Here is a 13,702-nt window from a genome sequence, read left to right as displayed (position 1 = left end):
CGCCGGACGCCTTCAAACCGTGCGTCCCGCCGTCATCCATCAATCTCCATAGCAAAAGGAGGCCCCGCCGTTGTGCAATGCACAACGGCGGGGCCTCCTTTGTCTCAGCGGGGCTGGTCTTAGACGCTGCGGACGGCGATGACGGCGTTGTGGCCGCCGAAACCGAACGAGTTGCTGAGCGCCACAATGTCCCCTGCCGGAAGGTCCCGGGCTGAAGTGACAACGTCCAGGGGGATCTCGGGGTCCTGGTTCTCGAGGTTGATGGTCACAGGCGCCTTGCGTTCATAGACGGCCAGCACCGTCAGTACTGCCTCCACGGCGCCTGAGGCACCGAGGAGGTGTCCCATCTGCGATTTGGTGGCGGAGACTGCCACGCTGTCGAGGTGGCTACCCAAGGCAGCGTAGAGAGCCGTGTACTCGGGCTTGTCACCGACCGGGGTGGAGGTGGCGTGCGCATTGACGTGGACCACATCTTCGGCCTGGATACGGCCGTCGAACATGGCTGCCTTCAACGCGCGGGTGGCGCCCAGGCCCTGGGGGTCCGGAGCAGTGATGTGATAGGCGTCAGCGGTCACGGAGGTGCCGGCGAGTTCACCGTAGATGCGGGCACCGCGGGCAAGGGCGTGTTCCTCGGCCTCGAGGACCAGCGCGCCGGCGCCTTCGCCCATCACAAAGCCGTCGCGGGCGAGGTCATAGGGACGGGAGGCGCCCTGCGGGTCGTCGTTGCGGCGGGACAGCGCCTGCATGGAAGCGAACGCGGCCAGGGGCATGGGGTGGATGGCCGCCTCGGCGCCGCCGCACATGACCACGTCGGCCTTGCCGGAGCGGATGAGGTCCAGGCCCAGGTGAAGGGCCTCGGTGCCGGATGCACAGGCCGAAACAGGGGTGTGGGCGCCCGCGCGGGCGCCGAGATCGAGGCTGACGGCCGCTGCGACGCCGTTGGGCATCAGCATGGGCACCGTCATCGGGAGGACACGGCGGGGCCCTTTCTCCTTCAGCGTGTCCCAGGCATCCAGCAGGGTCCACACGCCGCCGATGCCGGTGGCGAAGGCGACCGCAAGGCGGTCGTGGTCGATTTCGGTGATGCCGGAATCCGCCCATGCCTCACGGGAGGCGATGACCCCAAACTGGGTGGACGGGTCCATCCGCTTGGCCTCGACACGGCTCAGGACATCCAATGCCGGGGTGGTGCAGCGCGCGGCGAAGTGGACGGGCAGTTCGTATTTGGCAACCCAATCGTCCTCCAGGGTGCGGGCACCGGAGACGCCCTTCAATGCGTTGTTCCACATTGTCGGTACGTCGCCGCCGATGGGTGTGGTGGCACCCAGACCGGTAATGACTACTTTGCGTGTCATTGGATCACTCTCTGTCGGTGGGCAGGCCGTATCCGGTTACTCCGGCGGGGTCCCGCGTGTTGGGCAGCTAGTGCCCGGAAATAGGGTGGACTGCCGGCCCCGCCGATGGGGCGGGCCGGCAGTCCTGTCAGCCTTAAGGGGCCGAAGCCTTGGCTAGGCCTGTGCGCCGGCGATGAAGCTCACGGCGTCGCCCACGGTCTTGAGGTTCTTGACCTCTTCGTCCGGGATGCGCACGCCGAACTTCTCTTCGGCGTTAACCACAATGGTCATCATGGAGATTGAGTCGATGTCCAGGTCCTCGGTGAAGGACTTGTCCAGTTCGACAGCCTCGGGGGCCAGACCGGTTTCTTCGTTGACGATTTCGGCCAGGCCGGACAGGATCTCTTCATTGCTAGCCATTGACGGCTCCTTTTCTTGTTATTGCCGGCAGGGGATGCCGGAAACGGTTCAGCCCGCGGGGGTGCGGCCTGTGTGGGACGTTTAAGGAAGAACGATGACCTGCGCACCGAAAACCAGTCCGGCGCCGAAGCCGATCTGGAGGGCGAGGCCCCCGCTGAGCTCAGGGTTTTCCTTCAGCAGGCGGTGGGTGGCCAGGGGAATGGACGCGGCCGAGGTGTTTCCGGCATCGGCAATGTCCCGGGCTACCTTGACGGACTCGGGAAGCTTGAGCTTCTTGACCATCTCATCAATGATCCGCATGTTGGCCTGGTGGGGAATGAAGGCGACGAGGTCTTCGGCTTTGACACCGGCGGCCACGAGCGCCTGCTCTGCCATCTTGGCCATTTCCCAGACTGCCCAGCGGAAGACGGTCTGCCCGTCCTGGCGCAGCGTGGGGTACAGTTCCTGCGCCTCTTCCAGCAGGGCGAAGTCACCGGACTCATCGGACTGCCGGGCGGCCATGCTGAGGTCCCGCACATCAAGGATGGAACGCGTCATGCCGATCGCATCCCATTTGCTGCCGTCCGAGCCCCACACCGAAGGGCCGATGCCCGGGGTGTCTGACGGGCCGATGACAACGGCGCCGGCGCCGTCGCCGAGGAGGAAGGAGATGGTGCGTTCCCGGTTGTCGATAACATCGGAGAGCTTTTCCGCCCCCACCACCAACACGTACGTTGCGGCACCGGAACGAACCAGGGCATCAGCCTGCGCGATGCCGTAGCAGTACCCTGCGCAGGCCGCGGAGATGTCGAAGGCCGGTGCCGGCGTCGCGCCAATGCGCTCGGCCACGGCAGCAGCGGCTGAGGGCGTGGCGTAGGGGTGCGTGACGGTGGATACGATCACGGCACCGAGCTGGGAGGCGTCGATTCCCGCTTTTTCGAGGGCCTCCTGCGCTGCACCTGATGCCATGTCGATGACGCTGACATCAGCGGAGGCCCGGTGGCGCGTGATGATCCCCGTGCGCTGGCGGATCCATTCGTCGGAAGAGTCAATCCACTGGCAGACGTCCTCGTTGGTGACGATGACGTCAGGCCGGTAGGCGCCCAGGCCGAGGATGCGGCTGTACTGGTTGACGGGTGACTGGTTAAGCGTGGGAACGCTCATGCGTCTCCCTCCAATTCTGCGAAGAGTGCCAGTGCGGCCGTGAGGTCGTCAGGGGTTTTGACTGCGACGGTTTTGACGCCGGGCATGCCGCGCTTTGCGAGGCCAGCCAGCGTGCCTGCCGGTGCGAGTTCAATCAGGCCAGTGACGCCGCGCTGCAGCAGCGTCTCCATGCACAGGTCCCAGCGGACCGGCCGGGAGACCTGGGCAATGAGGCTCTCGACGGCGGCCTCGCCGTCGATCACTTCACGGCCGTCAAAGTTGGACAGCAACGGCACCTGCGGCTTCTGCGGCTTGAGGGCCGGCTTCAGCGCTTCCAGGGCGCTCACCGCGGGGGACATGTGCGACGTGTGGAAAGCTCCCGCTACCTTCAGGGGGATCACGCGTGCCTTGGCCGGCGGATGGTCCGCGAGGGCCTTGAGCTGTTCGAACGTCCCCGCAGCCACGGTCTGGCCGGCGCCGTTCACGTTGGCCGGGGTGGCTCCGGACGCTTCGATGGCGGCCAGCACCTCGGCCGGATCGCCGCCCACCACGGCGCTCATGCCGGTCGGGGTAACAGCGGCGGCCGCGGCCATGCTGTTGGCCCGTTCGCGGACAAACGTCATGGCTTCTTCTTCGGTGAGCACTCCAGCCAGGGCCGAAGCAGTGATCTCACCGACAGAGTGGCCGGCAAGGATCACCGGGAGGGAGCCAAGTTCGACGTCGAACAGGGACCTTGCGGCAACCAGCCCGGCAGCCACGATCAGGGGCTGCGCAACGGCAGTGTCCTTGATGGTGTCCTCATCCGAGGTGGTCCCGTGCGCTGTCAGGTCGATGCCTGCAATCTCGCTGAGGGAGGCCAGGTGGCCTGCTACCGAAGGCAGTTCCAGCCAGGGGGCCAGGAAACCCGGGGTCTGTGAGCCCTGTCCAGGGCAGACTATTGCAAGCACTTAACCAGCTTTCCAAATTACTGTGACATTCCGTGGTGTTTCTCTGCACCAAGCTCAAGGGGTCAGATTGTAGGAAGTCTACAACGAGTCAGGACTGATTCCGCGCCGGATTACGTTCGGCGGGCGCTTTAGGCGGCGCGGCAAGACGGCCCACCACAAGGGCTGCCTGCAGCACAAACGCTTCGCGGGGAAGGAGCGGATCCCAGCCGGTGACGTCGCAGACGCGCTTGAGCCGGTACCTCACCGTGTTGGCGTGCACAAAGAGTTCCCGCGCCGTCGCCTCCAGTGAATGGCCCAGTTCGAGGTAGGTGCCCAGCGTCTCCACCAGCCCGTTTGAGGCGGCAACCAGGGGGCGGTAGATGTTTTTGACGAGGGAGCGGCGCGCCGCCTCGTCACCGGAAATGACGCGTTCAGGCAGCAGGTCGTCCGCCGCTACCGGCCGTGGGGCCGAGGGCCAGGCGCGCGCGGCGGTCAGGCCGGCGAAGGCCGACTGGGCCGATCCGCTGGCTTCCAGCAGCGAGCCGGCCTCGGCGCCGTAGACCACCGGTCCGGGCGCGAACATTTCGCTGAGCTTAAGGTACGCGGTCTCGCGGTCCTGAACGCCGCCGAGGATCAGGATCAGACGGTCACCCTGAATTCCCACCAGTGCGTCTTCCGCGTAGCGCCCGGCCAGACGACGCAATTCGCTGACATAGCTGGCGCTGGGCTCGGACGGGGAATTTCCCACCATGACGGTGAAGCGCTCCTGGGCTTTCCAGCCCAGGGCAGCGATCCTTGACCGCAGCGCATCCGTGTTTTCGCCCCGCAGGATGGCGTCCACGATCAGCGCCTCCAGCCGCGTGTCCCACGAACCGCGCGATTCGGCGGCCCTGGCATAGACATCTGCAGCCGCGAATGCCACTTCACGGGAGTAGCGCAGGACGGCCTCCCGGAGCGAGGGCTGGTCCGCTTCGGGGGCGATCACCGGCACCTGGTCCTCCACCACCTCCACCACGATCCGGATCAGCTGGAGGGCTTTCTGCAGGCTGATGGACCTGGTCAGCTCGGTGGGGGCCGTACCAAAGACGTCGGAGAGGATCCACGACGGCGAACTGGGGCGCTCATACCAGGTGACAAATGCGGCGATGCCGTTCTGCGCAACCATGCCCAGGGCCGAACGTTCGTCGGAGCTGAGCCGGGAGTACCAGGGCAGTGACTTCTCCAACTGCCGCAGTGTGGTGGTGGACAGCTGGCCGACGCTCGCCCTGAGCTTTTTCAGGGTTTCAGACTTCTCCGGCGCGGTGCTGCGCGAAGCCGGCTTGCGCTTCGCAGTCGGGGTGGTTGGCTCAGGCATCTTCTGAGCATACGGCGCCCGCCCCGCAAGCTCCATTTTGTGCAAAGGCTACAACGTCGGCGGATGTGCGTCACAGGCGCAAGCCCGCACGGCAAACGGAAGGGAACGACGACGGCGGCCCCCTCCTTTCGGTGGGGACCGCCGTCGTCGTTCATTTCCGCTGACCGTTGATCAGCGCCCGCTGATCAGGACTCGCCGCCGGCATTGCCGGTGGAACCGGCGTTGACGTTGTGGAGGCGGTACTTTTCGATGGCCTGGGCCGGGGCCTGGGCATCAACTTCACCACGGCGCGCCAGCATCTCCAGGGAACGGACCACGATGGAGTGGGTGTCGTTTTTGAAGAAGCGGCGAGCTGCGGCGCGGGTGTCGGAGAAGCCGAAGCCGTCTGCGCCGAGGGTGGCGAATTCGTTGGGCACGAATTGGCGGATCTGGTCCGGGACGGCTTTCATGTAGTCCGAGACTGCCACGACGGGGCCGGTGGCCCCTGCGAGCTGCTGGGTGACGAACGGGACGCGGGCGGGCTTGCCGGGGTTGAGGAAGGCTTCTTCCTCGGCGGCCATGCCGTCGCGGCGCAGTTCGGTCCAGGACGTGACGGACCAGACGTCCGCGGAGACGCCCCAGTCCTCGGCGAGGATCCGCTGGGCCTCGATGGCCCAAGGGACTGAGACGCCGGAGGCCAGGATCTGGGTCCGGGGACCGTCGATCTTTGCCGGGGCGAGGAGGTAGATGCCTTTCAGTACGCCGTCGACGTCGAGGTCCTCGGGTTCCGCGGGCTGGGTGATCGGCTCGTTGTAGACCGTGAGGTAGTACATCAGGTTTCTATCGGTGGAGTCGGGTCCGTACATGCGTTCGATGCCGTCGCGCATGATGTGGCCGATTTCGTAGCCGAACGCGGGGTCGTAGGTCACGACGGCCGGGTTGGTGGAGGCGAGCAGCGGCGAGTGGCCGTCAGCGTGCTGGAGCCCTTCGCCGGTCAGGGTGGTCCGCCCGGCGGTGGCGCCGATGATGAAGCCGCGGGCCATCTGGTCCCCGGCGGCCCAGAACGCGTCGCCGGTGCGCTGGAAGCCGAACATGGAGTAGAACACGTAGACCGGAACCAGCGGCACGCCGTGGGTGGCGTAGGAGGTGCCGGCGGCGGTGAACGCGGCCACGGCGCCGGCTTCGTTGATGCCGGGGTGGATCAGCTGGCCCTGCGCGGATTCCTTGTAGGCCAGGACGAGGTCGCGGTCCACGGAGAGGTAGTTCTGACCCTTGGGGTTGTAGATCTTGGCCGTGGGGAAGAACGCGTCCATGCCGAACGTGCGGGCCTCGTCGGGGATGATCGGGGCGATGTGCTTGCCGAAGTTCTTGTCCCGCATGAGGTCCTTGAGGAGCCGGACGAAGGCCATGGTGGTCGCGGCCTGCTGCTTGCCCGAACCACGTTTGGCGACCTCGTAGGTCTTCGCGTCCGGCAGGGCGATGTCCTGGTGCTTGGAGCGGCGTTCCGGGACGGCGCCGCCGAGCTCGGCGCGGCGTTCCATCATGTACTTGATCTCGGGCGCGTCGGAGCCGGGGTGGTAGTACGGCGGTGAGTACAGGTCTTTTTCGAGCTGTTCGTCGGTGACCGGGATCCGCAGGTGGTCACGGAACTTCTTCAGGTCATCCAGGGTGAGTTTCTTCATCTGGTGGGTCGCGTTGCGGCCCTCGAAGTGCGGTCCGAGTCCGTAGCCCTTGACGGTGTGCGCCAGGATCACGGTCGGTTTGCCCTTGAACTCGGTCGCTGCCTTATACGCGGCGTAGACCTTGTGGTAGTCATGGCCGCCGCGCTTGAGGTTCCAGATCTCATCATCGGAGAGGTCCGCGACCATGTCCTTGGTCTGCGGGGTCTGGCCGAAGAAATGGTCCCGCACGAACCCGCCGGACTCGGCCTTGTAGGTCTGGTAGTCCCCGTCGACGGTCTCGTTCATGACCTTCACGAGCGAGCCGTCGGTGTCCTTGGCGAGCAGGTCATCCCACTCCCGGCCCCAGACCACCTTGATCACGTTCCAGCCCGCGCCGCGGAAGAACGCTTCGAGTTCCTGCATGATCTTGCCGTTGCCGCGCACCGGCCCGTCCAGGCGCTGGAGGTTGCAGTTAATGACGAAGTTCAGGTTGTCCAGGTTCTCGTTCGCGGCGAGCTGGAGCAGGCCGCGGGACTCGGGCTCATCCATCTCCCCGTCGCCCAGGAACGCCCAGACCTGCTGGTCCGAAGTGTCCTTCAGCCCGCGGTTATGCAGGTAGCGGTTGGACTGGGCCTGGTAGATCGCGTTCATCGGGCCGATGCCCATCGAGACCGTGGGAAATTCCCAGAACTCCGGCATCAGCCGCGGGTGCGGGTAGGAGGACAGCGCATGGCCTTGTTTGGACTTCTCCTGGCGGAAGCCGTCCATGTCCTCCTCGGTCAGCCGGCCTTCCATAAAGGCGCGGGCGTACATCCCCGGGGACGCGTGGCCCTGGAAGAAGACCTGGTCACCGCCGCCGGGATGGTCCTTGCCGCGGAAGAAGTGGTTGAAACCCACCTCGTACAGCGTCGCGGCGCCGGCGTACGTGGAAATATGCCCGCCGACCCCGATGTTCGCCCGCTGCGCCCGGTGCACCATGATCGCGGCGTTCCACCGCATGTACGCCCGGTACCGGCGCTCGTATTCCTCGTTACCGGGGAACGGCGCTTCCTGGTCCACGGGAATGGTGTTCACATAATCCGTGGTCGTCACCATCGGAACGCCCACGCTTTGCGCACCCGCACGCTGCAGCAGACTCCGCATGATGTATTGGGCACGCTCAGTGCCCTGTTCCCTGATCAGCGCGTCCAGGGACTCAACCCATTCGGCGGTCTCTTCCGGATCACGATCAGGCAGCTGGTTAGTCAACCCGCTGAGGATATGGGAGGTATCTTCTCCTGCAGCCACGTCCAACCTCTCTTTGCGCGCATGCATCGGCGCCCTCACGCCGGGCAGGGTGACTGTCCGGGATGACTGCGACGTGTGCGACGTATCGGTTACAACAGCCCGGTCATGTGCGCCGGGCAGGGTCCTATCACGCCTATGTCTGCATTCAATTCCTGGCGGTCGCCCCGCAGGCATAGTTGTCACCAGCCACTCTAGCTCTGACTTCAGCACGATGCGTAGCCGCGTCCGTGGCGCCGCAGTTGTATTTCGCCGTCATACTGGTTGTGTGACGAAAGCCCCTGCAACGCAGGCCGGAAGCCCGTGATGTGACGCAGAATATGGTGGATCGCGGGGTGGACAGCTTGAAGCGCAGGCACAAAGGGTGTTGGCTTGGGGTAATGGAAATCACTATGCAAATTGCAGGTATTAGGTATTGGAGGAACACGTGAGCGAGGCCGACGCCGCCACTTCGGTAAATGTGGCGGAAAAATTGGGTTTCAAAAGCGGGGATCTGATTCAGGAGTTCGGCTACGACGATGATGTCGATTTCGACTTGCGTGATGATATTGAGGACCTCACGGGGTCCGAACTCCTCGATGAAGACGACCATGACGTTGTAGACGCTGTCATTTTTTGGTGGCGGGACGGCGACGGGGATCTGGTGGATACCCTCATGGATTCGCTGACCACATTGAGTGAAGGCGGCGTGGTGTGGGTGTTGACACCTAAGTCCGGACGTCCGGGCTATGTGTCCCCGGCGGAAATCCAGGAGGCTGCGCCCACAGCCGGCCTGCACCTGACAACGTCGGCGGGTGTCTCCAAGGACTGGAGCGCAACCCGCCTGGTCAGCAAGAAGAATAAGTGACGCCGGCACTTTCCCTGGCCCCCGGGCCCGTCCCGGCGGTGGGGGAGACCGCCCCGGATTTCGAACTGGTGAACCAGTTCGGCGAGCCCGTGAAGCTGTCATCGTTCCGCGGACAGAACGTGGTCCTGGTTTTCTACCCCTTCGCGTTCTCCGGGATCTGCACGGGAGAGCTCTGCGAAATCCGGGACAACCTGGCGGTCTTCGAAGATGCCAGGGCCACCGTCCTGGCCGTCTCAGTGGACAGCAAGTTCAGCCTGCGGGCTTACGCCGAAAAGGAAGCCTACGGCTTCGATCTGCTGGCTGATTTTTGGCCGCACGGGGCAGTGGCAAGCACCTATGGGGTCTTCGACACTGAGACCGGGATGGCCAAGCGCGGCACCTTCATCATTGATGCAGCCGGAACCATCCGTTACGTTGTGGTGAATCCGCGCGGACAGGCCCGTGAGCTTTCCGAGTACCGCGACGTCCTGGCGGGCCTGGACCAGGCCTGAGGCCACAATGAACCAGCGGCAGCGGGGTGTTGGCGTGGGCCTGACGGGCTTCGCCAGCCTTCCCGCTGCCCGGCCTGCCCTGCTGCCGGCTGAACAGTTGCGGGAGTTGGAAAGTGTCCGGGCACTGCTGTCCGGCCGGCGCCTGGCGCTGCTGACCGGCGCCGGGCTGAGCACGGATTCGGGCATTCCGGATTACCGCGGCCCGGACGCCGTCCCCCGTTCTCCGATGACCTATCAGGAGTTTGTTCGCGATCCGGCCAACCGGCAGCGGTACTGGGCGCGGAACCATATTGGCTGGTCGCATTTACGTCATGCCGATCCCAACCAGGGGCACCACGCCGTGGCGCAACTTGAGCGGCGGGGTCTGTTGAGCGGACTCATCACGCAGAATGTGGACCGGCTCCACGAAGAGGCGGGCAGCACCAACGTGATCGACCTTCACGGCCGCTTTGACCAGGTGATCTGCCTGGACTGCCGGCGGACCTACACCAGGGGGCTGCTGGCCGGAGTGTTGACAGAGCTGAACCCGGAATTCCTGGCGCGTGCCACCGAATCCGGCCTCGTGGAGATGGCGCCCGATGCCGATGCAACCGTGGATGATTCGGCGCTGATCAGCAGCTTTGTTGTTGCGGCCTGCCCCGCCTGCGGCGGAACACTCAAGCCCGATTTTGTATATTTCGGCGAGAATGTCCCCAAGGAGCGGGTAGAGGCCGCCTACGCGATGGTGGACGAGGCGGCCGCCCTCCTGGTTGCCGGGTCTTCACTCACCGTGATGAGCGGGCTGCGGTTCGTCCGTCATGCGGCCAAGGACGGCAAACCGGTGGTGATCATCAACCGCGGTGAGACCCGCGGCGATCCCCAGGCGACCATCAAGGTCCATGCGGGTGTCGGCGAGTCACTGACGTGGCTTGCCGCCGAACTTCCCGACCTCTGACTTAGGGGCATGAGCCGCTGCCGGGCGCGGATTGGCTTTTGCTCCTGCACATCAGGTAGAGTTTATGTTCGTTGGTTGACGCGCTGAAGTGCGAAAACTAACCATTTGGGTCTTTAGCTCAGCTGGTAGAGCGCCACGTTTACACCGTGGATGTCATCGGTTCGATCCCGGTAGGACCCACACGTAGAGCCCCGTTTGTTCCAAGACCTCATGGTCCGGGAACGGCGGGGTTTTTTGTTTCCCCGCCGCGTCTAAGAGGGACGCCGCCAAGGGGGACACAGCCAAGAGGGACGGCGTCCGAGGGCTGATTGTCGGTGCCTCCGCCTAGTGTTCCCGCCATGGAATATGTGGTGGTGAAGACGTCGCGGGAAGGAATCCCGACGGCGGTCGTCCGGGGAGGCAGGGAATGGGCCGTGGCTGCCGAAACGGTGCGGTGGTTCGAGCGGGTGAGCTGGTGGGAGGATCAGCGGCGAATGCCCAAGGGGCTGGGCCGCGTCGATGTGGAGGTGCTCCAGATCCAGGTGAGACTGGGCAGCAACCTGCGGTCGGCGCTCACCACCATGGTGCTGGAACGCGATGGCCTCGGCGGTGGGTGGCGGCTGCGCGAAGCTGAGGCTGATGCAGTCTGAGGCATCCGGCGGCCACGGACGCATCCGGCGGGCATTGGAAAACCCTCCACCGCGACTATTGGGGGATGCCGCGGTGGAGGGTCTGAAATGAATATACAGTGAACTGCCGGAAACAAACAATTGCTTCCACTCCGTGTCGCGAGGCGGTGCCGCGGCCTGATCCTGTGAGGTTCTGCGCTGAACCACACCCCAGCCATTATGATGGTTACTGTTCAGCTGAATGAACAACAGTACCCAAAGTGCTCCCAGCGTGCCGATCGAAGGAGAATCATGGCCGATTCCCGCACCCCCCGCTCCTCCGACGGCCTGGGGAGCGCCTCGCCGGCGCCGGCAGTCACCCGCGCCGCCGCAGTCATGGACGCCCTGGCAGCCTCAGCCACCGGCAGGCTGACGCTTAGTGACCTGGCCCGCGAGCTGGGAATCCCCAAATCATCCACCTCCAACCTGTTGTTGGCCCTGGAGGAGGCCCGGCTCATCAGCCGCCACGGCGCGGAGTTCACTCTGGGCCGGAAACTCGTGGAGCTCGGTGCCGCCTACCTGAGCCGTTTGGATGAAGTGCAGGAGTTTTACCGGTTCTGCGAACAAGCACCAACGCTCTCGGGGGAGACCGTCCGCATTGCCATGCTGGACGGTACGAACGTCATTTATCTGGCCCGGTATGAGGGGCACCCGGCGGTGCGGCTGACCTCAAACATCGGCGACAAAATGCCCGTCTCGCTGTGTGCCGTAGGTAAGGCCCTGATTGCCCGCCTCCATGACCATGACATTGAAGCAATGTTTCCCGATCAGGCCGAGCTGCCGGTACTCACCCCCAAATCTTTGCGTACGGGGGCGGAATTGAAGGCCCAGCTGCGCGAGATCAGGGCACAGGGCTATGCCTTCGAGGATGAGGAGTCCACCACCGGCGTTGTGTGTCTGGCAGTATCCGTCCCCACTCGCGGCGCCCACGGGCCAAGCCTTGGCCTGTCGGTCACTGCCCTCAAGGCGACGTACTCCGAAGAGCAGGGGTCGCAGATGGTCAAGGAGCTGAAAGAGCTGGCCCGGTCTTTGGGCAATCCCATGGGCTAGAAACGTCCACAGGCCGCTTGGCGGTAACGAAATCGGGGCAGGGCTCTTGCCAGCTGTTCAACTTGCTGTACTCTGTTCAATATAGTGATCTACACAACAGGCGATTTCGCTATCCCACCAGGCCAACGGGGGTCTGGAGTGTTCTTGAGGGAGTTCTTGTGACAACTCGTACTAATTCACCGTTGGCTGACGTGGACGGCGCCACCGTCGATCCTGAGCAGCTGCGAAGGGCAACTCTTGCCAGCTCAGTAGGCTCCGCCTTGGAGTACTACGACTTCTACATTTACGGCCTGGCGTCCGCGCTCATCTTCGGTCCGCTGTTCTTCTCCCCGCTGGGCGAGAGCGGCGCAGTGATCGCTTCCTTCGCCACTTACGGCGTGGGCTTTGCCGCCCGGCCGTTCGGCGGCGTCGTTTTCGGATACATCGGCGACCGCTTCGGCAGGAAGATGGTCCTGATCCTGACCATCGGGCTGATGGGCATGGCGAGTTTTGCCATCGGACTCCTGCCCACCTTTGAGCAGGCCGGCATGCTCGGAGCAGTCCTGCTCGTGGCGCTGCGCATCCTGCAGGGTCTGGGTGCGGGGGCGGAGCAGGCCGGCGCCACCACCTTGATCTCGGAAGTGGCACCGCGGCGCCGCCGTGGTTTCTTCGCCTCGCTGCCGTTTGTCGGCATTCAGCTCGGCACGCTGCTCGGTGCCGGCACCTTCGCCCTGATGGCGCTTGCGGACAAGGAAGTGCTGCAGGGCTGGCTCTGGCGCGTGCCGTTCCTGGCCAGCGTCATCCTGATCGTCATTGCGGTGTTCATCAGGCTCCGGCTCAAGGAGACCCCGGTCTTCCAGGAGCTTGAAAAGCACAAAGCCGTGGTCAAGAACCCCGTTAGCCAGATCTGGAAGCACTCGAAGAAGAATGTGCTCATTGGCATCGGACTGCGCATGGGCGAAAACGGCAACTCATCCATCTACTCCGCTTTGTTGGTGTCCTTCATCAGCATGCCGGCAGGCATTTTCGCGGGCGACAAGTTCATAGGTCCCACGGGCCTGCTCATTGCCGCCGGATTCGCGGCGGTCATGGTGGTCACCTTCGGAGCCCTCTCTGACCGTTTCGGGCGGGTGCCCGTCTACCGCTACGGCGCCCTGTTCCAGGCCGTCATCGCCCTGCCGGCCTTTTACCTGGTCACCCTGGGCAGCGTCACCCTCGTCTGGGTGGTCATGGTGGTGGGCATCGCCCTCGGGGTTCAGTCCATGCTTGGCCCGCAGTGCGCCCTGTTGCCCGAACTCTTCGGCTCCCAGCACCGCTTCACGGGCGTAGCGCTCAGCCGTGAACTTTCGGCCGTGCTCGCCGGCGGCTTTGCTCCCATGATCGGCGTTGCCCTTCTGGCGGCCACGGGCCACTCCTGGCTGGTCCCCGCGATCTATTCGCTGGTCCTGGCCCTGATTTCCTTCGGCACAACGTTCTTCACCCCGGAGACCAACGGCCGCGACCTGGTCCTCGTGGAGGACGCCAGCTAGTCGAACCTCTGGACGCGAACCGCAGGCGGCCTCCCCGGTAAGGGAGGCCGCCTGCGGTTGTTGTGGGGGCCTGCCGGACCAGCGACGTTGGAACCGGGCCCGGAGTAGCGACACTGGAACCAGGCCCGGCGTCCGGCCGGACAAC

At 64.5% G+C, this 13,702-nt stretch carries 12 protein-coding genes and 1 tRNA gene; 7 read left to right on the top strand and 6 right to left on the bottom strand.

Annotation, left to right across the window (positions count from 1 at the left end; translation table 11 throughout):
- Nucleotides 1–119: 119 nt before the first annotated feature.
- From SBP01_RS11275 to aceE, 6 genes are all read right to left on the bottom strand, one after another.
- Nucleotides 120–1,355 (bottom strand): beta-ketoacyl-[acyl-carrier-protein] synthase family protein, encoded by a 1,236-nt coding sequence (locus SBP01_RS11275; RefSeq protein WP_275215695.1) that lies wholly within the window; start codon nucleotides 1,353–1,355, stop codon nucleotides 120–122.
- 153 nt (nucleotides 1,356–1,508) lie between these two features.
- The gene (locus SBP01_RS11270; RefSeq protein ID WP_066292130.1) at nucleotides 1,509–1,754 is read right to left on the bottom strand and encodes an acyl carrier protein; all 246 of its coding nucleotides are present in this window, start codon (nucleotides 1,752–1,754) and stop codon (nucleotides 1,509–1,511) included.
- 81 nt (nucleotides 1,755–1,835) lie between these two features.
- Complete coding sequence (locus tag SBP01_RS11265) at nucleotides 1,836–2,897, bottom strand: beta-ketoacyl-ACP synthase III (protein WP_275215696.1); 1,062 nt, start codon at nucleotides 2,895–2,897, stop codon at nucleotides 1,836–1,838.
- Nucleotides 2,894–3,823, bottom strand: a complete 930-nt coding sequence (locus SBP01_RS11260) for an ACP S-malonyltransferase (protein WP_320535833.1) — start codon at nucleotides 3,821–3,823, stop codon at nucleotides 2,894–2,896. Before SBP01_RS11260 ends, SBP01_RS11265 begins: the two co-directional genes overlap by 4 nt.
- A gap of 88 nt (nucleotides 3,824–3,911) precedes the next feature.
- Nucleotides 3,912–5,156 (bottom strand): PucR family transcriptional regulator, encoded by a 1,245-nt coding sequence (locus SBP01_RS11255; protein WP_275215698.1) that lies wholly within the window; start codon nucleotides 5,154–5,156, stop codon nucleotides 3,912–3,914.
- 185 nt (nucleotides 5,157–5,341) lie between these two features.
- On the bottom strand, nucleotides 5,342–8,110 hold the full coding sequence (gene aceE, locus SBP01_RS11250; RefSeq protein WP_320535832.1) for a pyruvate dehydrogenase (acetyl-transferring), homodimeric type: 2,769 nt from the start codon (nucleotides 8,108–8,110) through the stop codon (nucleotides 5,342–5,344).
- A gap of 397 nt (nucleotides 8,111–8,507) precedes the next feature.
- Here aceE and SBP01_RS11245 point away from each other — a divergent pair, with 397 nt between their 5' ends.
- From SBP01_RS11245 to SBP01_RS11215, 7 genes are all read left to right on the top strand, one after another.
- Complete coding sequence (locus tag SBP01_RS11245) at nucleotides 8,508–8,927, top strand: DUF3052 domain-containing protein (protein WP_275216423.1); 420 nt, start codon at nucleotides 8,508–8,510, stop codon at nucleotides 8,925–8,927.
- A complete protein-coding gene (locus tag SBP01_RS11240; protein ID WP_275216422.1) occupies nucleotides 8,924–9,418 on the top strand; it encodes a peroxiredoxin in 495 nt (164 codons plus the stop codon). The genes SBP01_RS11245 and SBP01_RS11240 overlap by 4 nt, the downstream gene beginning before the upstream one ends.
- A 7-nt stretch (nucleotides 9,419–9,425) precedes the next feature.
- Nucleotides 9,426–10,352 carry an NAD-dependent protein deacetylase gene (locus tag SBP01_RS11235; RefSeq protein WP_320538328.1) on the top strand — a complete coding sequence of 309 codons (927 nt, stop codon included), beginning with the start codon at nucleotides 9,426–9,428 and terminating at the stop codon, nucleotides 10,350–10,352.
- A 107-nt stretch (nucleotides 10,353–10,459) separates the two neighbouring features.
- Nucleotides 10,460–10,532, top strand: a tRNA-Val gene (locus tag SBP01_RS11230).
- Between the two features lie 158 nt (nucleotides 10,533–10,690).
- Nucleotides 10,691–10,981, top strand: a complete 291-nt coding sequence (locus tag SBP01_RS11225; RefSeq protein ID WP_320535831.1) for a hypothetical protein — start codon at nucleotides 10,691–10,693, stop codon at nucleotides 10,979–10,981.
- A 270-nt stretch (nucleotides 10,982–11,251) separates the two neighbouring features.
- Nucleotides 11,252–12,049, top strand: a complete 798-nt coding sequence (locus SBP01_RS11220) for an IclR family transcriptional regulator (protein ID WP_275216420.1) — start codon at nucleotides 11,252–11,254, stop codon at nucleotides 12,047–12,049.
- Nucleotides 12,050–12,207: 158 nt separating this feature from the next.
- Nucleotides 12,208–13,557, top strand: a complete 1,350-nt coding sequence (locus SBP01_RS11215) for an MFS transporter (RefSeq protein ID WP_275216419.1) — start codon at nucleotides 12,208–12,210, stop codon at nucleotides 13,555–13,557.
- Nucleotides 13,558–13,702 lie beyond the last annotated feature (145 nt).

This window comes from Pseudarthrobacter sp. IC2-21 (assembly GCF_034048115.1).
GTDB classification, from domain to species: Bacteria; Actinomycetota; Actinomycetes; order Actinomycetales; family Micrococcaceae; genus Arthrobacter; species Arthrobacter naphthalenicus.
This window is presented reverse-complemented; position numbering and strand designations above follow the sequence as displayed.